General features: G+C 53.0%; 25 protein-coding genes. 15 read left to right on the forward strand and 10 right to left on the reverse strand.

Features of this window, described 5'->3' with window-relative positions; all coding sequences use genetic code 11:
- Positions 1-267 precede the first annotated feature (267 nt).
- Positions 268-585 (forward strand): met regulon transcriptional regulator MetJ, encoded by a 318-nt coding sequence (metJ, locus tag DFO57_RS20370; protein WP_013027687.1) that lies wholly within the window; start codon positions 268-270, stop codon positions 583-585.
- A gap of 72 nt (positions 586-657) precedes the next feature.
- Here the strand turns inward: metJ and rpmE are convergent, their stop codons facing one another.
- The gene (gene rpmE / locus DFO57_RS20375) at positions 658-873 is read right to left on the reverse strand and encodes a 50S ribosomal protein L31 (protein ID WP_006121308.1); all 216 of its coding nucleotides are present in this window, start codon (positions 871-873) and stop codon (positions 658-660) included.
- A gap of 225 nt (positions 874-1,098) precedes the next feature.
- Between rpmE and priA the strand changes: the two genes are divergently transcribed.
- The 6 genes from priA (at position 1,099) to rraA (ending at position 8,208) form a co-directional block, all read left to right on the forward strand.
- A complete protein-coding gene (gene priA, locus DFO57_RS20380) occupies positions 1,099-3,294 on the forward strand; it encodes a primosomal protein N' (RefSeq protein ID WP_019105407.1) in 2,196 nt (731 codons plus the stop codon).
- 164 nt (positions 3,295-3,458) lie between these two features.
- The gene (gene cytR, locus DFO57_RS20385; protein ID WP_019105406.1) at positions 3,459-4,496 is read left to right on the forward strand and encodes a DNA-binding transcriptional regulator CytR; all 1,038 of its coding nucleotides are present in this window, start codon (positions 3,459-3,461) and stop codon (positions 4,494-4,496) included.
- Positions 4,497-4,649: 153 nt separating this feature from the next.
- Positions 4,650-5,594 (forward strand): cell division protein FtsN, encoded by a 945-nt coding sequence (gene ftsN / locus DFO57_RS20390; protein ID WP_014604767.1) that lies wholly within the window; start codon positions 4,650-4,652, stop codon positions 5,592-5,594.
- Positions 5,595-5,682: 88 nt separating this feature from the next.
- The gene (hslV, locus tag DFO57_RS20395) at positions 5,683-6,213 is read left to right on the forward strand and encodes an ATP-dependent protease subunit HslV (protein WP_024471414.1); all 531 of its coding nucleotides are present in this window, start codon (positions 5,683-5,685) and stop codon (positions 6,211-6,213) included.
- A 10-nt stretch (positions 6,214-6,223) separates the two neighbouring features.
- Positions 6,224-7,561, forward strand: a complete 1,338-nt coding sequence (gene hslU, locus DFO57_RS20400) for an HslU--HslV peptidase ATPase subunit (protein WP_013027692.1) — start codon at positions 6,224-6,226, stop codon at positions 7,559-7,561.
- A 161-nt stretch (positions 7,562-7,722) separates the two neighbouring features.
- The gene (gene rraA, locus DFO57_RS20405; protein WP_013027693.1) at positions 7,723-8,208 is read left to right on the forward strand and encodes a ribonuclease E activity regulator RraA; all 486 of its coding nucleotides are present in this window, start codon (positions 7,723-7,725) and stop codon (positions 8,206-8,208) included.
- A 53-nt stretch (positions 8,209-8,261) separates the two neighbouring features.
- Here rraA and zapB read toward each other — a convergent pair whose 3' ends face one another.
- Entirely contained in the window at positions 8,262-8,501 is a 240-nt protein-coding gene (gene zapB / locus DFO57_RS20410; protein WP_014594885.1) for a cell division protein ZapB, read from the reverse strand.
- A gap of 417 nt (positions 8,502-8,918) precedes the next feature.
- On the opposite strand from zapB, the gene DFO57_RS20415 reads away from it, so the two are divergent.
- From DFO57_RS20415 to glpX, 3 genes are all read left to right on the forward strand, one after another.
- Positions 8,919-9,767 (forward strand): MIP/aquaporin family protein, encoded by an 849-nt coding sequence (locus tag DFO57_RS20415; RefSeq protein WP_013027695.1) that lies wholly within the window; start codon positions 8,919-8,921, stop codon positions 9,765-9,767.
- A gap of 30 nt (positions 9,768-9,797) precedes the next feature.
- On the forward strand, positions 9,798-11,309 hold the full coding sequence (gene glpK / locus DFO57_RS20420) for a glycerol kinase GlpK (RefSeq protein WP_014594886.1): 1,512 nt from the start codon (positions 9,798-9,800) through the stop codon (positions 11,307-11,309).
- 94 nt (positions 11,310-11,403) lie between these two features.
- The gene (gene glpX, locus DFO57_RS20425; protein WP_014604766.1) at positions 11,404-12,414 is read left to right on the forward strand and encodes a class II fructose-bisphosphatase; all 1,011 of its coding nucleotides are present in this window, start codon (positions 11,404-11,406) and stop codon (positions 12,412-12,414) included.
- Here the strand turns inward: glpX and emrD are convergent.
- Positions 12,404-13,597, reverse strand: coding sequence for a multidrug efflux MFS transporter EmrD (gene emrD / locus DFO57_RS20430; RefSeq protein WP_019105403.1), 1,194 nt, complete (start codon positions 13,595-13,597; stop codon positions 12,404-12,406). The two genes, glpX and emrD, sit on opposite strands and share 11 nt — an antisense overlap.
- A gap of 271 nt (positions 13,598-13,868) precedes the next feature.
- Between emrD and fpr the strand changes: the two genes are divergently transcribed.
- Positions 13,869-14,615 carry a ferredoxin--NADP(+) reductase gene (fpr, locus tag DFO57_RS20435; RefSeq protein WP_013027699.1) on the forward strand — a complete coding sequence of 249 codons (747 nt, stop codon included), beginning with the start codon at positions 13,869-13,871 and terminating at the stop codon, positions 14,613-14,615.
- Here the strand turns inward: fpr and DFO57_RS20440 are convergent.
- Entirely contained in the window at positions 14,606-15,040 is a 435-nt protein-coding gene (locus DFO57_RS20440) for a DUF805 domain-containing protein (RefSeq protein ID WP_110015642.1), read from the reverse strand. The genes fpr and DFO57_RS20440 overlap by 10 nt on opposite strands.
- Positions 15,041-15,137: 97 nt before the next feature.
- Here DFO57_RS20440 and DFO57_RS20445 point away from each other — a divergent pair, with 97 nt between their 5' ends.
- On the forward strand, positions 15,138-15,728 hold the full coding sequence (locus DFO57_RS20445; RefSeq protein ID WP_014604764.1) for a DUF1454 family protein: 591 nt from the start codon (positions 15,138-15,140) through the stop codon (positions 15,726-15,728).
- 120 nt (positions 15,729-15,848) lie between these two features.
- The gene (gene tpiA / locus DFO57_RS20450; protein WP_014594889.1) at positions 15,849-16,616 is read left to right on the forward strand and encodes a triose-phosphate isomerase; all 768 of its coding nucleotides are present in this window, start codon (positions 15,849-15,851) and stop codon (positions 16,614-16,616) included.
- A 31-nt stretch (positions 16,617-16,647) separates the two neighbouring features.
- Here the strand turns inward: tpiA and DFO57_RS20455 are convergent, their stop codons facing one another.
- The 6 genes from DFO57_RS20455 to cpxP form a co-directional block, all read right to left on the reverse strand.
- On the reverse strand, positions 16,648-17,421 hold the full coding sequence (locus tag DFO57_RS20455) for a CDP-diacylglycerol diphosphatase (protein WP_028715914.1): 774 nt from the start codon (positions 17,419-17,421) through the stop codon (positions 16,648-16,650).
- Positions 17,422-17,529: 108 nt separating this feature from the next.
- Entirely contained in the window at positions 17,530-18,519 is a 990-nt protein-coding gene (locus DFO57_RS20460; protein ID WP_110015643.1) for a sulfate ABC transporter substrate-binding protein, read from the reverse strand.
- A 146-nt stretch (positions 18,520-18,665) separates the two neighbouring features.
- Positions 18,666-19,628, reverse strand: coding sequence for a 6-phosphofructokinase (gene pfkA / locus DFO57_RS20465; protein WP_006121288.1), 963 nt, complete (start codon positions 19,626-19,628; stop codon positions 18,666-18,668).
- A gap of 206 nt (positions 19,629-19,834) precedes the next feature.
- The gene (fieF, locus tag DFO57_RS20470; protein ID WP_014604761.1) at positions 19,835-20,737 is read right to left on the reverse strand and encodes a CDF family cation-efflux transporter FieF; all 903 of its coding nucleotides are present in this window, start codon (positions 20,735-20,737) and stop codon (positions 19,835-19,837) included.
- 233 nt (positions 20,738-20,970) lie between these two features.
- The gene (locus DFO57_RS20475) at positions 20,971-21,132 is read right to left on the reverse strand and encodes a KGG domain-containing protein (RefSeq protein WP_029569270.1); all 162 of its coding nucleotides are present in this window, start codon (positions 21,130-21,132) and stop codon (positions 20,971-20,973) included.
- Positions 21,133-21,958: 826 nt separating this feature from the next.
- Positions 21,959-22,468, reverse strand: a complete 510-nt coding sequence (gene cpxP / locus DFO57_RS20485) for a cell-envelope stress modulator CpxP (RefSeq protein ID WP_013027709.1) — start codon at positions 22,466-22,468, stop codon at positions 21,959-21,961.
- Between the two features lie 148 nt (positions 22,469-22,616).
- Between cpxP and cpxR the strand changes: the two genes are divergently transcribed.
- Together cpxR and cpxA are read left to right on the forward strand one after the other, a co-directional pair.
- Positions 22,617-23,315, forward strand: a complete 699-nt coding sequence (gene cpxR / locus DFO57_RS20490; RefSeq protein WP_014604760.1) for an envelope stress response regulator transcription factor CpxR — start codon at positions 22,617-22,619, stop codon at positions 23,313-23,315.
- On the forward strand, positions 23,312-24,691 hold the full coding sequence (gene cpxA / locus DFO57_RS20495; protein ID WP_013027711.1) for an envelope stress sensor histidine kinase CpxA: 1,380 nt from the start codon (positions 23,312-23,314) through the stop codon (positions 24,689-24,691). Before cpxR ends, cpxA begins: the two co-directional genes overlap by 4 nt.
- The last annotated feature ends 31 nt before the right edge of the window (positions 24,692-24,722 follow it).

A 24,722-nucleotide genomic window follows, 5' to 3' on the forward strand; every position in this document is an offset into this window, starting at 1 on the left:
CTAACTGTTCCTGAAGTATGAAATAATTTGCCAACAGGATATCATCTTGCTTTTAGACGTCAATACATCTGGACATCCAAATGTCTTTGCGTATAGATTGAGCATCGTCGCAATAACCGCTAAAATTATGCGCCCATACCTGGCGTTCAACTCCATTAGCACTGTGCGTTGAACGAAGAAACCCGCCAGAGAAGGGGTCAGGTAGAAGAAAATCAGGCATAATCGGCTGATTTCGTAACTTTTAACTTTTATTGATTAAGGTATCCCATGGCTGAATGGAACGGCGAATATATCAGCCCGTACGCTGAGCACGGCAAAAAGAGCGAACAGGTTAAAAAAATCACGGTATCAATTCCGTTAAGCGTGCTGAAAATTCTGACAGACGAACGGACACGTCGTCAGGTTAACAACCTGCGCCACGCGACAAACAGTGAACTCCTGTGCGAAGCTTTCTTGCATGCTTTTACCGGACAACCGTTACCTAATGATGTCGACCTGCGTAAAGAACGTAACGACGAAATACCGGAAGCCGCGAAAAAAATTATGCGTGACATGGGCATCGACCCGGATACCTGGGAATACTGATTTTCAGACATAAAAAAACCCAGCCTGAGCTGGGTTTTTCTTGCCGCCGAACAGATGTTCGAATGCCGTTTCTTATTTTTTGGTGCCTGGCACGCTGAAACGCTTGTTGAAGCGGTCAACGCGGCCACCAGTTGCAACTTCACGCTGCTTACCGGTGTAGAACGGGTGGCACTTACCACAAACGTCCAGGTTCAGTTCGTGAGTCAGCGTAGAGCGAGTGTGAATCACGTTACCGCAAGTACAGTTGATGGTAACTGCTTCGTATTTTGGGTGAATACCTTGTTTCATGGGAAACCTCATATAAGGCCGTGTCGCTCTCCGCGCCAGGACGTGAACCTGCGCAGCACCACACGCGATTGAACATTAATGGTGAACTCCGGCAAGGTCTTTCTTACCGAAGGCGGCATATTATACAGGCTAATGTTTAATGCTGCAAATGTCGCCTGAGATACACGCCGTGTGCGTCAGCGTGTACACTAACCGCCCTGCTAGATGAACCGGAAAGAGACTGTTATGCCCGTTGTTCAGGTTGCCCTGCCCGTTCCCCTTCCTCGCCTGTTTGACTACCTGCCTCCTGTCGGCGTGCAGCCGGTCATTGGCGGTCGGGTGATCGTGCCTTTTGGTAACCGAAAAATGACCGGTATCGTGGTGGCATTACCTGACACCAGCGACCTGCCCGCGACCCAGCTCAAACAGGTGATATCGGTACTGGACAGCGAGTCGCTCTTTCCCCCGTCTCTGTGGCGCATTCTCCACTGGGCGGCGAACTACTATCATTCACCTCTCGGCGAGGTACTGAGCCATGCGCTACCGGTGCTGCTCAGACAAGGTAAACCTGCCCAGGATAATCCCTTATGGCGTTGGGAAATTACCGAGCAGGGCCGGGCTACTGCCCCCGAGAGCCTGAAGCGGGCCCCCAAACAGCAGCAAGGGCTTGCAACGCTGCGACAGCGGCCGCTTTATCGTCATGAAGTCACTGAGCACGATCTCACCGATGCCGCCATGCAGGCGCTGCGTGCCAAAGGGTTATGCGAATTACATGAGCATCAGCCACACAGGCATGACTGGCGCAGCAGCTTCGCGGTCAAAGGTGAACGCCTGCGCCTCAATACCGATCAGGCGACGGCAGTCGGGGCGATGCGCAGTGAAGATGAGCATTATGCGGCCTGGCTACTGGCGGGAATTACCGGCTCAGGCAAGACTGAAGTTTATCTCAGCGTGCTGGAAAACGTCCTGGCCAGAGGAAAACAGGCCCTGGTGCTGGTGCCGGAAATCGGCCTGACGCCACAAACCATTGCCCGTTTCCGCGAACGTTTTGATGCGCCGGTTGATGTGCTGCACTCAGCGCTGAATGACAGCGAACGCCTTTCTGTCTGGCTACGGGCGCGCAGAGGAGAGAATGCCATCATCATCGGCACTCGCTCGGCCCTGTTTACCCCTATGGCGCGTCCGGGCGTCATTATTATCGACGAAGAGCACGACAGTTCTTATAAGCAGCAGGAAGGCTGGCGCTATCAGGCTCGCGATCTGGCCGTGTTTCGCGCCCATGAAGAGAATATTCCTGTCATCATGGGTTCCGCGACACCGGCGCTGGAAAGCCTGCACAACGTGCGTAACGGCAAATACCGTCAGCTCGACCTGATGAAACGCGCCGGTAACGCTAAACCCGCTCTGCAGCAGCTAATCGATTTGAAAGGCGTACAGCTGACAGGCGGCCTGGCGCCTGCCCTGATCTTCAAAATGCGCCAGCATCTGAAAGCAGATAACCAGGTGTTGCTGTTCCTGAACCGCCGTGGTTTTTCACCTGCGCTGCTCTGCCACGACTGCGGCTGGATTGCCGAATGCCAGCGCTGCGATCGCTATTACACTCTGCATCAACATCATCGTCAGTTGCGCTGCCACCATTGTGACAGCCAGCGGCCGCTGCCCAACCAGTGTCCACAATGTGGTTCAACTCACCTGTTACCGGTGGGCGTAGGGACGGAACAGCTTGAGCAGCAGCTAGGCACGTTATTTCCCGGTGTGCCGGTCTCGCGCATCGACCGGGATACCACCAGCCGCAAAGGCGCGCTGGAGCAGCATCTGGCGGATGTCCATCGCGGCGGCGCGCGTATTCTTGTGGGAACCCAGATGCTGGCAAAAGGGCATCATTTTCCTGATGTGACGCTGGTGTCACTGCTGGACGTCGACGGTGCCTTATTTTCCGCTGACTTCCGTGCCGCAGAACGCTTCGCTCAGCTTTATACTCAGGTTGCCGGGCGCGCCGGTCGGGCCGGTAAGCAAGGCGAAGTCTTGCTGCAAACACACCATCCTGAGCATCCGCTTCTGCAAACGCTGCTCCACCAGGGCTACTTCGCTTTTGCCCAGCAAACGCTGTTGGAGCGCCAGTCGGTTTTTCTCCCTCCGTGGACACATCATGCGCTGTTTCGTGCGGAGGACATGGACAACCATCAGGCTGCAGAATTTCTGCAACAGCTGCGTAATATGCTGGAAGCCAGCCCGCTTAACGACACGGCAATGTGGTTCATGGGGCCACTGCCTGCTCTGCAGCCAAAGCGGAGCGGTCGCTGGCGCTGGCAGTTGCTGGTGCAGCATCCGTCACGCAAACGTCTGCAACAACTGCTGAGTAGTTCGTTACCGCTGACTGGCACTTTACCGGCCTCGCGCAAGGTAAAGTGGACGCTGGACGTGGATCCTACCGAAAGCTAGGCCCGGGCAGGTTGTGAGAGGGATCGAAAAACGTCGCATAAGTCACAATTTTTATGCAAATTAAGTAACGGCCCGGCATCGCAATCGATAACAATGGTGCCTGGCCTGTTTTTACCTCAGACAATACGAACGTTGAATGCGCGATTACGCATCAGGAGCATGTGTTGGATCAGAATCAACCGTCGGCTGCCGCCACGATGAAAGACGTCGCAGAAAAAGCCGGCGTCTCGACCGCTACCGTGTCGCGTGCACTCATGAACCCGGAAAAAGTCTCTTCGGCCACGCGTCAGAAAGTCGAACAGGCCGTGGCTGACGTCGGCTATGCCGCCCAGAGCATGTCCCGCCATGCCAGACGCAATGACACGCAGACGCTGCTGCTGATCGTCCCCAATATTTGCGATCCCTTCTTCAGTGAAATTATCCGCGGCGTTGAAGTCGCCGCCTCAAAGGCTGGTTATCTGGTGCTTATCGGCGACTGCGCACACCAAAAACCGCAGGAGTGGACGTTTTTAAACCTGATGCTGACCCGGCAGATCGATGGCATCGTGCTGCTGGGCGCGCAGTTACCCTTTGATGTGAGTCCTGAAGAGCAGCGCAATCTTCCGCCGATGGTGATGGCGATTGAGTTCTCGCCAGAAATGTCGTTACCCACCGTCAATATCGATAACCTGACGGCCTCGTTTGTCGCGGTCAATCACCTGCTGCAGTTGGGTCATAAACGCATTGCCTGCCTGACCGGACCGGAAGACGTTGCACTGTGCCAGTACCGCCTGCAGGGTTATGTGCAGGCCTTACGTCGCAGCGGCATCAGCGTGGATCCCACTTATATCGTTCGGGGTGACTTCACCTTTGAATCCGGCGTTGATGCCATAAATCAGCTATTGGCTTTACCACAGCCGCCACGAGCCCTGTTTTGTCATAGCGATATCATGGCCATCGGCGCTATCAGCCAGGCAAAACGGTTGGGCCTGCGCATACCGGAAGACCTGTCGGTTGTGGGGTTCGACGATATTGAACTCTCGCGTTACTGCGAGCCACCGCTCACCACGGTGAAACAGCCCTGTTTTGAGATAGGTTGCGAAGCCGTGCGGCTGTTACTGAATGAATTACAGGGTAATAGCATTCATAACGGTTCAACGCTGCTGGATGCCGAACTGGTGGTACGTGGTAGCACAACTTTGGCAAAAAAGGATGAGAAATAAGCGAAAAGTTCCGCTATTTTCAGGGGATTCTTAGGGCTATCATTGCTGGTCAAAGTTCCGGCCCTTAAGTAACATGGCGGGCTCCTTGCCGGGCGTGTGGTAACAACGGATTCGCCTACGTGGCATCATATTTTCAAGGGTATCAGGACGAGAGTGGCACAAAAAGATTATGTAGGCCGCGGGCGTTCAACAGGGACGCGTCGCAAGAAAAGCCCAAGCCGTGGCAAAAAAACAAAAAGCGGTTCAGGCACCTCTAAATTAATGATTGTACTGGCGGTTGCTGTATTGGTGACCTTTGCCGGTGGTTTATGGTTCCTGGCGCACCACAAGAAAGAAGACGTGCCGGTTATTACGGATCATAAAGCCAACGGGAATGGCTTACCGCCAAAGCCTGAAGAACGCTGGAAATACATTAAAGAGCTGGAAAACCGTCAGGTCACTGTGCCGACCCCAAGCGAGCCTACCTCCGGTGGCGAAGTGCAGTCACATACGCAACTGACCGATGAGCAACGCCAGCTGCTTGAGCAAATGCAGGCGGATATGCGTCAGCAACCCACCCAATTAAATGAAGTGCCGTGGAACGAGCAGACGCCAGCTCAACGCCAGCAAACGCTACAACATCAGCAGCAGGTACAGCAACTTCAGCGACAGCAACAGCTCCAGCAACAGCAATTGCAGTCGCAGCAACGTCAGCAGCAGGCACAACAGCAGCAGCAACGTCAGCAACAAATACAGCAGCAGCGTCAGGAGCAGCATACTCAGCAACAGCAGAGTGTGCAGCAGACACAACCCGCACCTGTTACGCGTGAACCTACTGCTCAGCCTAAAACACAGGACACCGCCAAAGCGAAACCGGCTGAAAAAGCAGCCTCGCAACGCTGGATGGTTCAGTGTGGCTCGTTTAAGGGAACAGAGCAGGCTGAATCAGTGCGCGCCGCGCTGGCGTTTGAAGGGTTTGAAAGCCGTCTGACCTCCGGCGGCGGATGGAATCGTGTCGTGGTAGGGCCCTTCAAAGACCGCGCCAGCGCAGACAGCACGCTGAAACGTCTGCGCGCTTCAGGACATTCCGGCTGCATTCCGCTCGCCGTTGGGGGTTGAAACCCGTCAAATCTGCCCCATATCTGTCTGCATGATCCTCCGCGCCCTGGGCGCGGAGCTTTTTTCCGACAGTAAAAGGGGTCTGCCCGTGACAACAATAGTAAGTGTTCGACGCAACGGCCAGGTAGTGATTGGCGGCGATGGCCAGGCTACGCTCGGTAATACCGTAATGAAAGGCAACGTCAAAAAAGTGCGTCGTCTTTACAACGATAAAGTGATTGCTGGCTTTGCTGGCGGCACTGCAGATGCCTTTACCCTGTTTGAACTCTTCGAACGCAAACTTGAAATGCATCAGGGCCATTTGGTGAAAGCGGCCGTTGAGCTGGCGAAAGACTGGCGCACCGACAGAATGTTACGCCGCCTGGAAGCGCTGCTGGCGGTGGCGGACGAATCGGCATCGCTGATCATTAGCGGTAATGGTGACGTCATCCAGCCTGAAAACGACCTTATTGCTATCGGTTCTGGCGGTCCCTATGCCCAGGCCGCTGCCCGTGCCCTGTTAGAAAATTCTGAATTGGGTGCGCGCGACATCGTTGAGAAATCGCTGAATATCGCTGGCGATATTTGCATCTACACCAACCACAACGTTAATTTCGAAGAATTAACGTCCAAGTCGTAAGGATCTAAACATGTCTGAGATGACTCCACGCGAAATCGTCAGCGAGCTGAACCGCTTTATTATTGGCCAGGACAGCGCTAAGCGCGCCGTGGCTATTGCCCTGCGTAACCGCTGGCGCCGTATGCAGCTTGACGAAGAGCTGCGTCACGAAGTGACCCCTAAAAATATTCTCATGATCGGCCCAACCGGTGTGGGTAAAACAGAAATTGCTCGCCGTCTGGCAAAACTGGCCAACGCGCCGTTCATCAAAGTTGAAGCCACCAAGTTTACCGAAGTGGGCTATGTCGGCAAAGAAGTCGACTCCATTATTCGTGACCTGACGGACTCCGCGATCAAAATGGTGCGCAGCCAGGCCATTGAGAAGAACAAATATCGCGCAGAAGAAATGGCGGAAGAGCGCATTCTTGATGTGCTTATCCCACCGGCGAAAAATAACTGGGGACAGGCTGAACAAACCAGCGAGCCTTCATCTGCACGTCAGTCTTTCCGCAAGAAGCTGCGTGAAGGCCAGCTCGACGATAAAGAAATTGAGATCGATTTAGCCGCAACAGGCCCTGGCGTTGAAATCATGGCACCGCCGGGCATGGAAGAGATGACCAGCCAGCTGCAGTCCATGTTCCAGAACCTGGGCGGGCAGAAACAGAAACCGCGCAAGCTGAAAATCAAAGAAGCCTTTAAGCTGTTGATTGAAGAAGAAGCCGCTAAGCTGGTGAATCCGGAAGAGCTGAAGCAGGATGCCATTGATGCGGTAGAACAGCACGGCATCGTGTTCATCGATGAGATAGACAAAATCTGTAAGCGCGGCGGACAAAACGCGGGCGGCCCGGACGTCTCACGCGAAGGCGTTCAGCGCGACCTGCTGCCACTGGTAGAAGGCTGCACCGTGTCGACCAAGCACGGCATGGTCAAGACTGACCATATTCTGTTTATCGCCTCAGGTGCGTTCCAGGTTGCCAGCCCGTCCGATTTGATTCCTGAGCTACAGGGTCGTTTACCGATCCGTGTTGAACTCCAGGCCCTGACGGTGAATGATTTCGAGCGCATCCTGACCGAACCTAATGCTTCAGTCACAGTGCAGTACAAAGCGCTGATGAATACCGAAGGCGTGAACATTCACTTTACTGACGATGGTATTCGTCGCATCGCGGAAGCCGCATGGCAGGTCAACGAAACCACAGAAAACATCGGTGCGCGTCGCTTGCATACCGTGCTGGAACGTCTGATGGAAGATATTTCCTATGATGCCAGCGATCGGAGCGGTGAATCCGTCACCATTGATGCCGAATATGTGGGTAAACATCTGGATGAGCTGGTTGCAGACGAAGACCTGAGCCGCTTCATCCTGTAACGTTCACCTGTCTATGTGCTGTATCAAAGCCCGGCCAGTTTGGCTGGGCTTTTTTCTGCATGCGCTTGATGCGGTACCGGTTTTTTACCGCTGATGATTTTGCCAACAATTGGCATAAAGCGATATACTTAGCGCTCCTGTGGCAAACAGACGAAACCCTTATGAAATACGATACTTCTGAACTCTGCGACATCTACCACGAAGAAGTGAACGTTGTTGAACCGCTTTTCTCAAATTTCGGTGGGCGGACCTCATTCGGCGGTCAGATAACCACAGTGAAATGTTTTGAAGACAACGGGCTGCTTTACGATCTGCTGGAAGAGAACGGTCGTGGCCGCGTGTTGCTGATTGATGGCGGTGGCTCAGTACGCCGCGCTTTAGTTGATGCGCAGCTTGCCCGACTGGCAGCGCAGAATGAGTGGGAAGGCATCGTGGTTTACGGTTCGGTACGTCAGGTAGACGAACTGGAAGAACTGGAAATCGGCATTCAGGCTATCGCCGCTATTCCGGCAGGCGCGGCCGGTGAAGGCATTGGCGAAAGCGATGTGCGCGTGAATTTCGGCGGCGTCACCTTCTTCTCTGGGGACCATCTCTATGCGGATAACACCGGGATGATTTTATCGGAAGATCCGCTCGACATTGAATAATGTCAGCGAACGAAAACGGGTGCCAGGCACCCGTTTTTCGCATTAGTTGAGGCTTATACCTCTTCCATTTTTCCCAACAGCGCACGCAGGCGTTCTTGCCAGACATGCTGCTCCTCTTTCAGATGCTGATTTTCGCGCATCAGTGCTTCATGGTTGCCAGCAGCATTCTGCGCGTCGTGACGCAGGTTGTTGTTCTGCTCTTTCAGCTCTTCAATTTCCATTTGCAGCAGGGTGATAGTATCAATCGCCTGCTGTACTTTTGCTTCCAGTTTCTCAAACACTTCAAATGACATCTTTCTGACCTCTCCTAAAATCTTGCAAGGCGTTGATGATGCCAGCTTTCGCACACAAGGCGTTTACCAGCAACGTTGTCCCGATTGTATGTAGCCTCATCACGCAAGTCCAGCAACGCGGGCCTGCAGACCGCCGTCGGTAACATTTTTCAGCCTATCCCTAAAATGTTCCTTTCCCACCTGTTTGCCTGGCGAAGCCGGTATCACGCGGAGGAAAACGGCCCGAATGGCGCTTAAGGAAAATCAAAACACGCGAAAACGCGCATTTTTTTGACACACTACACAAAAATCGATTTCGCTATTTCTCGTTTATGCTCGTTAACGATAAATTAACAACAGCCCTACATCAAAGATGGGTGACTCACGGAATGAGAACAAAAACTGATAAAATTTAACCTCGCTTCAGGAACAACTATCATGAGTCAGACTACAACCACACTCAAAGGTCAGTGTATTGCCGAATTTCTGGGTACCGGTTTGATCCTGTTTTTTGGCGCGGGTTGCGTTGCCGCGCTTAAGCTGGCTGGTGCCACTTTTGGCCAATGGGAAATCTGTATCGTCTGGGGGCTGGCCGTTTCTATGGCGGTCTACCTCAGCGCAGGTGTGTCAGGTGCCCATCTCAACCCGGCAGTGACTGTCGCACTCTGCCTGTTCGCCAATTTCGAAGGCCGTAAAGTCCTTCCTTATATTCTGTCTCAGGTGGCCGGTGCTTTCTGTGGCGCGGCGCTGGTCTACGGACTTTACTACAGCTTGTTTATCAATTTCGAACAAAGTCATAACATGGTGCGGGGTTCAGTTGAAAGCCTGAGCCTGGCGGGCATTTTTTCTACCTATCCGAATCCGCAAATTAGCGTAGGTCAGGCCTTCCTGGTTGAAATGGTGATCACTGCAGTCCTGATGTCCGTGATTATGGCACTGACCGACGATGGCAATGGCGTCCCGCGTGGCCCGATGGCACCGCTGCTGATTGGCCTGCTGGTTGCCGTTATTGGTGGCTCTATGGGCCCATTGACCGGCTTTGCCCTGAACCCGGCACGTGACTTCGGACCGAAAGTCTTCGAGTGGCTGGCTGGCTGGGGCACCGTTGCCTTCACTGGCGGTCATCAGATTCCGTATTTCCTTGTGCCAATTTTTGGCCCACTGGTCGGTGCTTGCCTGGGAGCCTTTGGTTATCGCGCCCTGATTGGCCGCCATTTACCCGGTGCGGTGATTTCCCCACCGACCAGTGACAAACCGATTGCGTCCGCGCATGAACGTAAAGCGTAAGTTCCACTTTTTATCATCAGGAATGAATTTATGACTACCACCGATAAAAAATACATCGTCGCTCTCGATCAGGGCACAACCAGTTCACGTGCTGTGGTGCTGGATCACGACGCTAACATTGTGGCGGTATCGCAACGCGAATTTACCCAAATCTATCCGAAAGCGGGCTGGGTAGAGCATGACCCAATGGATATCTGGGCATCACAGAGTTCTACGCTGGTTGAAGTGCTGGCACATGCTGATATTCGCTCAGATGAAATCGCGGCGATTGGGATTACTAACCAGCGTGAAACCGCGATCGTCTGGGATAAAGAAACCGGTAAGCCAGTCTATAATGCCATCGTCTGGCAGGATCCCCGTACTGCTGACTACTGTAATAAGCTGAAGAAAGAGGGACTGGAAGAGTATATCCAGCACACCACCGGTCTGGTGATTAACCCTTACTTTTCTGGCACCAAAGTTAAGTGGATCCTGGATAACGTAGAAGGCGCGCGCGAGCGTGCAAAACGTGGCGAACTGCTGTTTGGTACAGTCGACACTTGGCTGGTGTGGAAAATGACCCAGGGGCGCGTGCACATCACCGATTACACCAACGCCTCACGTACCATGCTGTTCAACATCCACAAGCTTGAGTGGGATGAGCGCATGCTGGAAATCCTGGATATCCCGCGTGCGATGCTGCCAGAAGTGAAATCTTCGTCTGAAGTGTATGGTCAGACAAACATTGGTGGTAAAGGCGGTACGCGTATTCCTATCGCGGGTATCGCAGGCGACCAGCAGGCTGCGCTGTATGGTCAACTGTGCGTTCAGCCGGGTATGGCGAAAAACACCTACGGCACCGGCTGCTTTATGCTGATGAACACCGGTACCGAAGCTGTCACCTCAACGCACGGCCTGCTGACCACTATCGCCTGCGGGCCACGTGGTGAAGTCAACTATGCACTGGAAGGGGCGGTCTTTATCGGCGGCGCGGCCATTCAGTGGTTACGCGATGAGATGAAGCTGATCAGCGATTCGGCTGACTCAGAATACTTCGCGATGAAAGTGAAAGATTCAAACGGTGTATATATGGTTCCTGCCTTTACTGGCCTGGGTGCACCTTACTGGGATCCCTATGCACGTGGCGCGCTGTTCGGCCTGACACGTGGTGCGAATGCGAACCACATCATCCGTGCAACGCTGGAGTCCATCGCTTATCAAACACGTGATGTCCTGGAAGCCATGCAGAATGATGCCAACACGCGCCTGCAGGCTCTGCGTGTGGACGGAGGAGCAGTAGCTAACAACTTCCTGATGCAGTTCCAGTCAGACATTCTTGGCACACGCGTTGAGCGACCTGAAGTGCGTGAAGTCACTGCGCTGGGTGCCGCGTACCTGGCAGGTCTGGCGGTAGGTTTCTGGCAGGATCTGGAAGAAGTCCGTGCCAAAGCCGTGATTGAGCGCGAATTCCGTCCAACACTTGAAACCACAGAGCGTAACGTCCGTTATGCCGGCTGGAAGAAAGCTGTCGCGCGCGCGCAAGCGTGGGAAGAACAAGAGTAATCCGCACTGCGCCCGTGACCTCCTCCGTCACGGGCCTTTTCCCCGCCTTCTCCCTCCGCTACACTGCCAGCCTGTTTTTTGTCAGGTACATGCAATGAAACGAGAACTTGCCATTGAATTTTCCCGCGTAACTGAGGCTGCCGCACTGGCTGGTTATAAGTGGTTAGGGCGCGGCGATAAAAACGCGGCGGACGGTGCCGCCGTTCATGCCATGCGTCATGTCTTAAATACCATTCAGATCGATGGACAGATAGTGATCGGCGAAGGGGAAATTGACGAAGCCCCTATGCTCTACATCGGCGAAAAAGTGGGCACGGGTCAGGGCGACGCGGTGGATATTGCCGTCGATCCTATTGAAGGTACCCGCATGACGGCCATGGGACAGGCCAATGCGCTTGCCGTGATGGCCGTCGGTGACAAAGGCAGTTTTCTTCATGCGCCTGACATGTATATGGAGAAGCTTATCGTCGGTCCGGCGGCGCGGGGCCATATCAATCTGGATCTCCCGCTTGAGATTAACCTGCGTAATATCGCCATCGCCATGAATAAGCCGTTGTCACAACTCACCGTGTCCATTCTGTCAAAGCCGCGCCATGACGCCGTTATCGAGCAGCTTAAACAGCTGGGCGTAAGACTATTCGCGTTCCCTGATGGTGATGTGGCGGCCTCCATTCTGACCTGTATGCCCGACAGCGAAGTTGACGTGATGTACGGTATTGGCGGCGCGCCTGAAGGCGTGGTATCGGCCGCTGTGATTCGTGCGTTGGACGGTGATATGCAGGGCAGATTACTGGCACGACATCACGTAAAAGGTGACAGCGAAGAGAACCGCAGGATTGGGGAATATGAGCTGAAACGCTGCGCTGGCATGGGGATTGAGGCAGGAAAAGTCCTGCCCCTGCAGGCGATGGCGCGAAACGATAACGTGATCTTTGCCGCCACCGGTATCACCAGTGGTGATCTGCTGAAAGGCATCACCCGTCAGGGCAATATGGCCACCAGTGAAACCCTGTTAATTCGCGGCAAATCACGCACGATTCGCCGCATCCAGTCTGTGCATTACCTGGACCGCAAAGATCCGGTTTTGCATCCCTTTATCCTGTAACAGCCTGATTCTCGCCTGCTGGCTGTCGCGAAAGCGGCAGCCAGCACAGCAACATCACCAGAGCCGTGATAACCATCAGCAGGCCAAGGCTGAACTGATCGCGCTGAGGCATTAACGCCGACAGGGACGCCACCAGCCCGGAACCCAAATTCTGTAACCCCCCAATCAGTGCGCCCGCACTTCCTGCGAGCCAGGCATAGGGCTCCATCGCACCGGATGTGGCCAGGGGAAACAGCATTCCCGCGCCAAAGAAAAACAGCGACGCCGGTATCAATAACGTCCAGATTGTCATGATGCCAAACCAGGCAGGTATCCACATCAACACCGCCGCCAGCAGGCAACTGTTGACGCCAAACCACATCAGGCTATGCCAGGAGCGCTGTTCACGTCCGGCGAACCAGGCACCAAAGAAGGCCGCAGGAATAGGTAAGATAAACAAAATACTGACGGTGAAACTGTTCAGGCCCAGAACGCCACCGAGCAGCACGCCACAGCTGGCCTCAAAGACGGCAATGCCGGCCAGTGCGCCAATCAGCAGCACCAGATAACGGACGAAATTCGCATCACGTAACAGCCGGATATAGCGTTTTAAGAAGGGCGTGACTTCGGCACCGTTTGGGCGCGTCTCCGGTAGCCAGCGCGCCATGGCGACCGTCACCATCAGACACAGCAACAGCAGAAAAGCAAAGCAGGCATGCCAGCCAAACAGCTGCGTTAACAGTGCGCCAATCACCGGTGCCACTAAAGGGCTGGCGAGCACGCCCATATTAAGCCAGCTGTTGGCCTGGCGTAGGGCATGACCGTGATAAAGATCGCGCGGCATTGTTCGCGCCATGACACCGGCCACGCCGGTGCCCGCGCCCTGAATCGCACTGCCCGTGACCAGCATATCCAGCGACGAGGCCATCATGGCGGCAATCGCGCCGATCATAAAGATCGCCATCCCCGCCAGGATCACCGGACGGCGCCCCACGCTGTCAGAGAGCGGACCGTAGATCAGCTGCGATCCGCCGTAGGTGATTAAATAGGCCGCCATGACATGCTGCATCATGCCATTTCGCACCTGAAGTGCATCCGCCATTGCCGCCATGGCGGGCACATAGATGGTCTGAGCCATCTGCCCGACTGCGACCAGTGCAATGAGCATGATCAGCAACGGACGATTTTCTATTTTCTTCATCATCTTTTAACGAAAGGTCTGTATGAACAGGGACGATTAAACAGCACAAATAACGGCTGAAACCCGTTGTGGCAGGAAAATATCAGGATTTCATGACAAAGCGAGTGATTCATAAAAAGTGGCGGGGCAATTCACGTCAATAATTGCAACCAGGATGTAAACTAAATATTACAGTTTGTCGATTAGAGCCTTTGCAGCCTGACGGACTGGTAATCTGCCAGTGCAGTAGAGAAGATGTTTATTCGCCAGACGATTCAACGCTGAAGGAGTAACCATGGCCGAGTGGATCAATGCTCAAGTAAAGGAAGTGAAAAACTGGACTGACGCGCTGTTTAGCTTGCGGGTTAAGGCCCCTATCGCCCCGTTTAGTGCCGGGCAGTACGCCAAGCTGGCACTGGAGATCGAAGGTGAACGAGTGCAACGTGCTTACTCTTACGTCAATGCGCCCAATGACGACCTGCTTGAGTTTTACTTAGTCACCGTACCCGACGGCAAATTGAGTCCACACTTACAGGCGCTGCGCCCCGGTGAGCAGGTCATGATTACCAAAGATGCTGCAGGCTTTTTTATTCTGGATGAAGTCCCGGAATGTCAGACCTTATGGATGCTGGCAACCGGTACGGCAGTGGGGCCTTATTTGTCCATTTTGCAGCAGGGTGAAGGCCTGGATCGCTTTAAACATATCGTACTGGTGCATGCCGCACGTTACGCAGCCGACCTCAGCTTTTTACCGCTAATGCAGCAGCTCCAGCAGATCTATAACGGCAAGCTGCAGGTGATCACGGTCGTCAGTCGTGAAGAAAGTATGGGCTCATTAACCGGACGTGTTCCGGCATTAATCGAAAGTGGCGAGCTGGAGCGGGCGGCCGGATTGACTATTGATGCAGAAACCAGCCATGTGATGGTCTGCGGCAATCCACAGATGGTACGAGATACGCAGCAGCTGTTGAAAGAGACACGCGGCATGCGCAAGCACCTGAAGCGCAAGCCCGGTCATATCACCAGCGAGAATTACTGGTAAGTCGCCCGCTTCAGACGTAAAGGCACCGGTGCGGCACCAAAGCGGTTATCGCCAGCGGTGCCACGAAACAGGCCTAAGTCCAGGATCAGTCCTGCCAGAATGATAAATGGCAGCGCGCGGCCAATAACCCACAGCAGGACAGCGCCGGTCATGCTCCAGTTACCTGCCATCAGCAACCAGGCAGCGATGAGTAACAGCGCCCAGTAACCGCGGCGATCGCGATCGTGCAGGCGCTTAACCACGATGGCGCTGGCCGGCCACAATAAACACACGATGCCAAACGCAGCCATTTGCGTATCCACCAGATCGTTACCGGCTAAAAAGAACAGGACGCTGGTTAACAGCAACCAGATTGCCTGCCAGAGCCAGAAATCACGGCGCCCGACGCGACCACGAAACGAAAAAAACCATTGCTGTAATATCATGCATGCTCCCCAGACAAAATTTTACCTGCACGCTTTTGACCTTAGAGGTAAAAACCGTTCTAATTTGATTCCGAGTTTATTGGTCAGGGCCGACAAAATGAAGAATTTGCCAGGCGCACTGTTGCTGAGTCTTGCGCTGACGGTTCCGGTATTTGCTGCCGATCCGCCGCCACTCGACAAGGCCGAACATATGCCTACCGCGCCCTATCTGTTAACAGGCGCGCCCACGCTGGATATGACTATCGGCCAGTTTCGTGAAAAATATAATCTCGCGAACCCTCAACTGCCGCTGCTGGAGTATCGCGCCATTGACTCCCGCGATGAGAAAACCGATCTGACGCGGGCAGCCACCAAGATCAACGAAACGCTTTACTCCTCGACCGCGCTTGAGCCTGGCACAGGTAAAATTAAAACGCTGCAGGTCACCTGGCTTCCGGTTCCGGGCCCGGATCAAAGTGCGTCCCAGGCCAGAGCCATGGATTATATGACCGCAATATTACGTTTTTTTGTGCCGGGACTCACGCCAGAAGAAGGGCGTAAAAAGCTGGAAACATTACTTAAAGCGGGCAAAGGCTCACGATACTACGAGCACGTTGAAGGCGCACTGCGTTTTGTGGTGTCTGATAACGGGGATAAAGGATTAACCTTTGCCATTGAGCCGGTAAAACTTGCGCTGGCTGCGCCCTGATGGACGGAGCAAAAATGACGAAAAGCAAAGCCACGACGTTATTTGATCTCTATACTGTCTGGCAGACAACGTTGCCCCGGGGCAGCGCCATTTCATGTATCGCGTTATGCGGAGGATAGAATGCGACATCCACTGGTTATGGGTAACTGGAAGTTGAATGGCAGCAAGCATATGACAGCCGAACTGATCGACGGTCTGCGCAAAGAACTGTCGGGCGTTGAGGGTTGTGGCGTCGCTATTGCACCGCCCGCGCTCTATCTTGATCAGGCTAAACACGCCATCTCCGGTAGCCACATCGCTCTGGGTGCTCAAAACGTTGATGTAAACCTCTCTGGCGCATTTACCGGCGAAGTGTCCGCTGAAATGCTGAAAGATATCGGCGCGAAATACATCATCATTGGTCACTCAGAACGTCGCACTTATCACAAAGAGAGTGACGAATTCATTGCGAAAAAATATGCCGTGTTGAAAACCGCTGGCCTGGTGCCGGTTCTGTGCATCGGTGAAACCGAAGCGGAAAACGAAGCGGGCAAAACCGAAGAAGTCTGTGCACGCCAGCTTGATGCGGTGCTGACCACGCAGGGTGCAGAAGCGTTTAAAGACGCGGTCATCGCTTACGAGCCGGTATGGGCGATCGGTACCGGGAAGTCAGCCACACCTGCTCAGGCGCAGGCAGTTCACAAATTTATTCGTGACCACATTGCCAAAAAAGATGCGGCTATCGCTGAGCAAGTGATTATTCAGTACGGCGGCTCAGTTAACGATAAAAACGCTGCCGAGCTGTTTACTCAGCCAGACATCGACGGTGCCCTGGTTGGCGGCGCGTCGCTGAAAGCCGATGCGTTTGCCGTGATCGTTAAAGCTGCTGCGGCGGCTAAACAACGCTAACCGGCGATTGAGCACAGCATAAGCGGCCTCATCAGGCCGCTTTTTTTATGGGTTGCAGCAGGGCGCAGTCGTGATCCTGCACCTCCTCTGCCGATCCCTTATTCAGCAAAAGCCAGTTGCGCGCTACCGCCATCAGCACCAGACGACCATCGGGTAAGCTTGCCAGTGCCATACCGTATTTCCCCATCGCATTCTTAGCATCAGGGACTTCAGACGCTAACCGGATAAAGACACTCTGTTGATCCAGTTCCGCCTGACTGAGCACCCGCACAATATAGTGATGGTTCAGAAAGGTAACATCCTTCCACTGCGCATTGAGAGTCGGTGCCAGTCCATCCAGTTGCTGACGGACATCGGGCCGTAAGCAGGAAATATGAATATGGAGCTGATTCTGAGTTCGGCCGTACTCGGAGTTGATCGCCAGCGACAGCACGGTGTCTTTAATGGGCGAGCCGAATTTCTGCGCCACTACGCCTCTGTCCTGCCAGGCAAAGCTGAAAAAATTGGGTGTGGCTGTGCTGAGCAACCGCGGGCTTTCGATGCCGGTTATCTTATCAACGGGAATTAACAGGTATTGCAAGGGGCCGTTACGGTCTTTGAGCAGTGTATAACGCTGCTGCAGATCAACTCGCAGGCAAGGCGCGGGTTGCCCGTTATTCTGCTGATTGGGTACGCACTTTTCGCTGACGATCTGCCAAAGCGCATCGGCATTGCCTTTAACATGAAGGGAAGCTATCCCCATTCCTGCCACGACAAGCACCAGCAGAAACGCAATGATGATGAAGGCCCGACGATTTGCCTGCATAGTTACCCTCTCCATACTGAATCAATCAGCATCCTCGCCTGACAGCGCCGGAATGTCACGCATAAAAAAACCAGCGTTTCCGCTGGTTTAGATTGTGTCAGGCGATCGTTACGGCTTCATGACCTGGTCATAGGTGCCGCCATCCGCGAAGTGGGTTTTTTGTGCCTTAGCCCAACCGCCGAATTTCTCGTCCACAGTAAACAATTTTACAGGGGCAAAGGTGCTGGCAAACTTCTTCGCAACCTCAGCATTGCGCGGACGATAGTAATTCTCGGCTGCAATCGTCTGTCCCTCGGTCGAATAGAGATACTTCAGATAGGCCTCAGCCACTGGGCGCGTTCCCTTCTCATCAACCACTTTATCCACCACGGAAACCGTCGGCTCTGCCAGAATAGACTCGCTTGGGGTAACGATCTCAAACTTGTCTTTTCCCAGCTTATTCACGGCCAGGTACGCCTCATTTTCCCAGGCGATCAGAACATCACCAATGCCGCGCTCAACGAAGGTGTTGGTCGCACCGCGCGCACCGGAATCCTGCACTTCAACATTTTTAAACAGGGCTTTGACATAGCTTAGCGCTTTTGCCTGATCGCCGTTGTTGTGATCCAACGCCCAGCCCCAGGCTGCCAGGTAATTCCAGCGTGCACCACCTGAGGTTTTTGGATTAGGCGTGATGACGGAAACGCCAGGTTTGATCAGATCGTTCCAGTCATGGATCCCTTTTGGATTACCCTTGCGGACCAGGAACACAATCGTGGAAGTATAAGGTGCCGAGTTATCCGGCAGACGCTTAATCCAGTTCTTATCGAGGCGGCCACGTTCAGCAATCGCATCAATATCAGACTGCAGCGCCAGCGTCACGACGTCAGCACGAATGCCGTTTATCACTGATGTGGCCTGCTTGCCTGAGCCGCCATGCGACTGACGGATCACCACATTATCGCCCGTTTCCTGTTTATAGTGCGCACTGAAGGCCTTGTTGTACTGCTCATACAGCTCACGGGTGGGATCGTAAGAAACGTTTAACAGCTGAATATCCTTCGCCAGAACACTGCCTGATGCCAGTAACAAGCTAATACCGATGGCCCATTTATTCATTGCGCACTCTCCCAGTTCATTATGGGACAAGCGTGACATAAACTTTTTCAGAGCTAAAAGAATTAAAAATAAGCGGTTATAACTTTGGGGAATATACGGAAGGTATAAGGGCATGCCTGAAGAGCATGCCCGTTAATGCGGTGAAATCAGTAAAGCTGCTTCGCGGTATCCATCCAGTCACGCTTGAATGGACGCTTCATGTTCTCGATCGCATCAATGATGTCATGGTGCACCATTTTGTCGTTCTGAATACCCACACAGCGGCCACCGTAGCCCTGCATGAGCAGTTCAATGGAATACGCGCCCATGCGGGAGGCAAGAATACGATCATATGCGCACGGCGCACCGCCACGCTGAATGTGGCCAAGTACCGTCGCGCGCGTTTCGCGCTTCGTTTCGGTCTCGATAAACCGCGCCAGATCGTCGATATCACAGATATGTTCAGTGATAGCAACAATCGCATGCTTTTTACCTTTCGCGATGCCGGCCTTAATTTCTGCCACCAGCTCTTCACGGGTATAGGGAATTTCTGGCAACACGATAAACTCGCATCCACCAGCGATAGCGGCAGCCAGGGTCAAATCGCCACAGTAACGGCCCATCACTTCAACGATGGAGATGCGCTGGTGTGATGAAGAAGTATCACGCAGGCGGTCAATCGCCTCCACCACCGTCTCCAGTGCGGTAAAGTAGCCAATGGTGTAATCGGTGCCGGCAACATCGTTATCGATCGTGCCTGGCAGGCCGATACAGGGGAACCCCATCTCGGTCAGTCGCTTGGCGCCCATATAGGAACCGTCCCCGCCGATCACGACTAACGCATCAATACCGCGCTTTTTCAGGTTTTCAATGGCCACCTGACGGACATCATCGTTACGAAACTCAGGAAAACGCGCTGAACCCAAAAAAGTGCCGCCGCGATTAATCATGTCAGATACGCTGTAACGATCGAGATTGATCATCCGGTCTTCGTACAAACCCTGATAGCCGTCATAGATACCAAAAACTTCCAGCCCTTCACTTAACGCGGAGCGAACCACGCCGCGAATGGCTGCGTTCATGCCTGGGGCGTCACCGCCGCTGGTCAGTACACCAATTTTTTTGATCATGACAACCTCTGGATTGTTCAAAGCTAAGGGTTAATCCGGCCTGTTCAACGCTGATAAACACGATTGTGATGAGCGCAACATATAATGGCAGATAGTATATCAAAGGCCTGCGGCTGAATTGATTCAGGTCAGACAACTTTTCACTAATTTTTTGCAGCAATGTTAAAAACGTGCCGTTTCCATTTTATTAACTTAATTCATGTAAGTTAAAAGTTAAAAGAATCCTGCTTTTCAAACGGTACCACAGAACAGGGATCCTGATGAATAATGACGTCAGAACCGGGAAACGCTTTTCGCAGCGCTTTCTCTACCTGATCGGCAATACGATGAGCCTGGACGAGCGGTAACTGATCTTCGAGCTCAACGTGAAGCTGGATAAACTTTGTCGGGCCGGACTGACGCGTACGCACATCGTGTACGCCCTGCACACCCGGCCAGTTGAGGGAAATCGCAATAATTTGTTGCCGCTCTTCATCGGGTAATGCTCTGTCCAGTAAAGACTGAACGGCTTCATGGCCCATCCGCAGCGCACTAAAAAGAATATAGACGCCAATCCCTAACGCAAACAGTGCATCAGCGCGCGTGAAACCGTAGCTGCTTAATATCAGCGCCACCAGGATAGCTCCGTTCATAAACACATCTGACTGATAGTGCAGCATATCTGCACGAATGGCCTGACTCCGGGTTTTACGCACGACCCAGCGCTGGAAGGTGACCAGTACTAATGTCGAAACCAGCGCTACGACGGTGACAACAATTCCGATGCCCGGCGAGCGCAGTTCGTTAGGGGAAGCGAGATGTTGAATACCCGTAAGAAAGAGGAAAAGGGCTGAACCCGAAATGAACATGCTTTGGGCCAGCGCGGCCAGCGACTCCGCTTTACCATGCCCAAATGTATGATCGTCATCGGCGGGCTGTAAGGAATAACGCACTACCAGCAGGTTGGTCAGCGAGGCGGCAATATCCACCAGGGAATCGACCAGCGCGGCCAGCAGGCTAACCGATCCGGTGTACCACCAGGCAAAAATCTTCACAACCAACAAGACGGAAGCCAGCAGCGTCGCCGCGACTGCCGCAGACTGAATTAACTTTCCGTACGAAGCCTGCATGCCAAACTCCATAGACATATTACTGAAACGTAACGCAGTATGAGAGAAAGGCTAAGTTTAACACTACAGAAGGCGTCGCGCCTGACTGTCTGAACGGCGAAGAAGCAGAATGAAATGGCATTTCTGAAGGGAAAAAAATACTTCGCCCCGTCCTCATAGAGAGACGGGGCGAATTGCCTACCTTGGGTAAGCGCCAAATCAACGTGCAGATTTGGTTCAGTGCTTAGCAGCCGTTACTTTTTGCCGCCTTTCTTGCCCGCTTCGGAGGCTTTTTCGGGGTTATTTTTAAAATTACCGCCGCCTGTGCCGCTGCTCTTACCGCCTTTTTTACCGGCTTCAGACGCTTTTTGCGGGTTGTCTGCGAAATTACCTGAACCACCACGATGCTCTGCCATAATTTACTCCGTTAATAGGTTAATTCGGACTACATGATGTGGTTGCTGCTCTCCGTTAATTTCGTAAGTACATCGGCTTCCATGCTGAGACAACTTAAGTGTAGAACTGCGCAATTAGCGTGCAAGCGGAGCGGGATATTTGCAGCTGATTGAAATATAAATAAAAACAAAGAAGGAAGTTAAATAAGTTTTACTTATCATGCATTTAAAAGATGAAAGAAAAGTGAAATATCTTCGATGGAAAAACGCGCAAGAAAAACAGCCTCCTGAAAAACAGGAATAAAACCAACGGTGTTTTCTATTTTTTTTAACTACCCGATAAATTGTAAATTCATCGTAAATGATAAATCGCAGAAAAAAACATCATAAGATGAAAAGGGATCTTTGGTTCAAAGTGAGCCCGGAACAATTCTGCAAATTAATGAAACTGGCGAAGCCAGATATACCCAGGCATCAAGCTATGCATATCTTGCGGCATACGTTCAGTCGTTGGTCATGATAGACGGCAGAAATCTCATATCGGTACAGGCGATTTTAGGCCATGCGAGGATTGAGCAAACGGCAGCTTATGCCCATCTTGCACCTAACGATTTGAGGGATGCGATTACGCGTAATCCGCTTGAAGGTGGCCTCAATGTGTAGCTAATGTTGTCTACATATTGTCTACACCAGCGGCGCTTATACCTGTCTGCAAATGCTTAGCGTGTTTTTAGGCACGCACTGATTTTAAAGGATTTTTGGATAAGTACCTGATAAAAAAAACCCCCTCATCATGAGGGGGAAGACAGGGATGTGTCTATGGCAAGGAAAACAGGGATACTATTTACTACTGGTTACTACTGGTACGACTCACGGGTTGCAGCGATGATGCTGGCTGCAGATTCGAAAGCTTGCGTAATGAATTTATACGCCGCTCATAATTCTTTTGTAACGCGGCCTGCTGCTCCGGCGTTAACAGGTGGTACATCTGATTACGAACGCGCGCCATCTCAACCTGCTGCTCTACCTGAACTCTGGCAATGGCTTCTGCCTTACTGCGGATGGCCGCTTCGTTAAAATTATCTGCAGTCACTAAATCATGCATGGCTGCGATATCATCAATATTCGTTGCCGGACGATCGTGTCGGGCTTGCTGCATAAGGTCACGCATCTGCTGCCGTTGATGTTCCGTCAACTCAATGCCGTCGAACATGTGACTTTGCGAATTTTGCGTCATACTGCCTGTCGTAAATTCGCCGTGATGCACATCATCAGGCGCCATCGGCTCTGCTGCTCTTGCGCTGGCGTTACAGAGAACCATCGCTGAGGCAATAACGACGGCGGTTAATTTGCGCATCGTTTACTCCAGTTCGTTCTGTTTTGCGATTCAACGATAGCCAGTGTACGGCGATAGCTGCAAACATCCGTCAGGGGGTGTAAAAGTACGTAAATCGATGGATTGGTATCATGGGAACACGCTATTTTGCCTGCGGAGGGCTACAAAAATGAATAAAATCCTGTTGGTAGATGATGACCGCGAATTAACTTCGCTTTTGAAAGAGCTGTTGGAAATGGAAGGGTTTGAAGTCGTGGTCGCCAGCGATGGTGAACAAGCGTTGAACCTGCTTGATAACTCAATTGATCTGCTTTTACTGGATGTCATGATGCCGAAGAAAAACGGTATCGACACCCTGAAAGAATTACGCCAGCAATATCAGACGCCCGTCATTATGCTTACCGCACGCGGAAGCGAACTGGATCGCGTGCTGGGCCTTGAACTGGGTGCCGATGACTATCTGCCTAAACCCTTTAACGATCGTGAGCTGGTCGCGCGTATTCGCGCTATCCTGCGCCGTTCAAACTGGAGTGAACAGCAGCAACAGCACGATAACAGTTCACCCACGCTGGAAGTTGACTGCCTGCGCCTGAATCCGGGCCGTCAGGAAGCCAGTTTCGACAGCGAGACGCTGGATCTCACCGGAACGGAATTCACCCTGCTTTATCTTCTGGCACAGCATCTTGGGCAGGTTGTCTCTCGCGAGCATCTTAGCCAGGAAGTGCTGGGCAAGCGCCTTACGCCTTTTGACCGCGCCATTGACATGCACATCTCTAACCTGCGCCGTAAGCTCCCTGACCGCCGTGACGGACATCCGTGGTTTAAGACCTTACGTGGCCGCGGCTATCTGATGGTTTCTGCATCATGATAGGAAGTTTGACTACCCGCATCTTTGCTATTTTCTGGCTGACGCTGGCACTGGTATTGATGCTGGTGCTCATGGTACCCAAGCTTGATTCACGTCAGATGACGTCGCTGATGGAGAGTGAGCAGCGTCAGGGGACGATGATAGAGCAGCACGTTGAAGCGGAGTTAATGCGCGATCCCCCTAACGATTTGATGTGGTGGCGGCGCTTATTTCGCGCGATTGAGAAATGGGCACCGCCCGGTCAGCGCTTGCTGTTAGTCACCAGCGAAGGCCGGGTTATTGGCGCGCAGCATAATGAAATGCAGGTTATCCGTAACTTCATCGGTCAGTCAGACAATGCCGATCATCCACAGAAGAAAAAGTATGGTCGCGTCGAAATGGTGGGCCCTTTCGCCGTTCGGGATGGGGAGGATAACTATCAGCTTTACCTGATTCGGCCTGCCAGCAGTTCTCAACTGGACTTTATCAACCTGCTGTTTGACCGGCCTTTGCTACTGCTTATCGTTACCATGCTGATTAGCTCACCGCTTCTGCTCTGGCTGGCGTGGAGCCTGGCGCGTCCTGCACGTAAACTCAAATACGCTGCGGATGAAGTGGCCAGCGGCAACCTGCGTCAACATCCTGAACTGGAATCGGGCCCGCAGGAGTTTCTGGCCGCCGGTTCCAGCTTCAATCAAATGGTGAGTGCGCTGGAGCGCATGATGAACGGTCAGCAACGTCTGCTTTCCGATATCAGCCACGAATTGCGTACGCCGCTGACGAGACTTCAGCTGGCTACCGCCCTGCTGCGTCGCCGTCAGGGTGAAGGCAAAGAGCTGGAGCGCATTGAGATGGAAGCTCAGCGGCTTGACGGCATGATTAATGACCTGTTGGTGCTGTCGAGAACCCAGCATAAGAACGCGCTGGTTAGCGAAGCCATGAAGGCAAACCAGCTCTGGAATGACGTGCTGGAAGACGCCAGGTTTGAAGCGGAACAAATGGGCAAGACGCTGGAGATTCCTTATCCTCCAGGCCCCTGGCCGCTATACGGCAACCCACATGCGCTGGAAAGCGCGCTGGAGAACATCGTCCGTAATGCGTTGCGCTACTCGCACACGCATATCAGCGTCAGTTTCTCCGTGGATATCTCGGGTATTACCGTGCACGTTGATGATGACGGTCCTGGCGTCAGCCCGGAGGATCGCGAGCAGATATTTCGTCCTTTCTACCGCACTGATGAAGCGCGGGACAGGGAATCCGGCGGTACCGGCCTGGGGCTGGCGATTGTGGAAACGGCAATACAGCAACATCGCGGGTGGGTCAAAGCGGATGACAGCCCGCTGGGTGGACTGCGCCTCACTATCTGGCTACCACTTTACTCCTCTGCAAGGCAATAATTTGCTATGCTTCGGCCCTCGTTATCGGGGG

Source organism: Pantoea sp. AG702 (assembly GCF_003182295.1).
GTDB lineage: Bacteria > Pseudomonadota > Gammaproteobacteria > Enterobacterales > Enterobacteriaceae > Pantoea > Pantoea ananatis.

Bases quoted from the DNA above. Each gene is read 5' to 3' on its own strand.
- metJ (WP_013027687.1), top strand. From the start codon at position 268: ATGGCTGAATGGAACGGCGAATATATCAGCCCGTACGCTGAGCACGGC.
- rpmE (WP_006121308.1), bottom strand. From the start codon at position 873: ATGAAACAAGGTATTCACCCAAAATACGAAGCAGTTACCATCAACTGT.
- priA (WP_019105407.1), top strand. From the start codon at position 1,099: ATGCCCGTTGTTCAGGTTGCCCTGCCCGTTCCCCTTCCTCGCCTGTTT.
- hslU (WP_013027692.1), top strand. From the start codon at position 6,224: ATGTCTGAGATGACTCCACGCGAAATCGTCAGCGAGCTGAACCGCTTT.
- rraA (WP_013027693.1), top strand. From the start codon at position 7,723: ATGAAATACGATACTTCTGAACTCTGCGACATCTACCACGAAGAAGTG.
- zapB (WP_014594885.1), bottom strand. From the start codon at position 8,501: ATGTCATTTGAAGTGTTTGAGAAACTGGAAGCAAAAGTACAGCAGGCG.
- DFO57_RS20415 (WP_013027695.1), top strand. From the start codon at position 8,919: ATGAGTCAGACTACAACCACACTCAAAGGTCAGTGTATTGCCGAATTT.
- glpK (WP_014594886.1), top strand. From the start codon at position 9,798: ATGACTACCACCGATAAAAAATACATCGTCGCTCTCGATCAGGGCACA.
- glpX (WP_014604766.1), top strand. From the start codon at position 11,404: ATGAAACGAGAACTTGCCATTGAATTTTCCCGCGTAACTGAGGCTGCC.
- emrD (WP_019105403.1), bottom strand. From the start codon at position 13,597: ATGATGAAGAAAATAGAAAATCGTCCGTTGCTGATCATGCTCATTGCA.
- fpr (WP_013027699.1), top strand. From the start codon at position 13,869: ATGGCCGAGTGGATCAATGCTCAAGTAAAGGAAGTGAAAAACTGGACT.
- DFO57_RS20440 (WP_110015642.1), bottom strand. From the start codon at position 15,040: ATGATATTACAGCAATGGTTTTTTTCGTTTCGTGGTCGCGTCGGGCGC.
- DFO57_RS20445 (WP_014604764.1), top strand. From the start codon at position 15,138: ATGAAGAATTTGCCAGGCGCACTGTTGCTGAGTCTTGCGCTGACGGTT.
- tpiA (WP_014594889.1), top strand. From the start codon at position 15,849: ATGCGACATCCACTGGTTATGGGTAACTGGAAGTTGAATGGCAGCAAG.
- DFO57_RS20455 (WP_028715914.1), bottom strand. From the start codon at position 17,421: ATGCAGGCAAATCGTCGGGCCTTCATCATCATTGCGTTTCTGCTGGTG.
- DFO57_RS20460 (WP_110015643.1), bottom strand. From the start codon at position 18,519: ATGAATAAATGGGCCATCGGTATTAGCTTGTTACTGGCATCAGGCAGT.
- pfkA (WP_006121288.1), bottom strand. From the start codon at position 19,628: ATGATCAAAAAAATTGGTGTACTGACCAGCGGCGGTGACGCCCCAGGC.
- fieF (WP_014604761.1), bottom strand. From the start codon at position 20,737: ATGCAGGCTTCGTACGGAAAGTTAATTCAGTCTGCGGCAGTCGCGGCG.
- DFO57_RS20475 (WP_029569270.1), bottom strand. From the start codon at position 21,132: ATGGCAGAGCATCGTGGTGGTTCAGGTAATTTCGCAGACAACCCGCAA.
- cpxP (WP_013027709.1), bottom strand. From the start codon at position 22,468: ATGCGCAAATTAACCGCCGTCGTTATTGCCTCAGCGATGGTTCTCTGT.
- cpxR (WP_014604760.1), top strand. From the start codon at position 22,617: ATGAATAAAATCCTGTTGGTAGATGATGACCGCGAATTAACTTCGCTT.
- cpxA (WP_013027711.1), top strand. From the start codon at position 23,312: ATGATAGGAAGTTTGACTACCCGCATCTTTGCTATTTTCTGGCTGACG.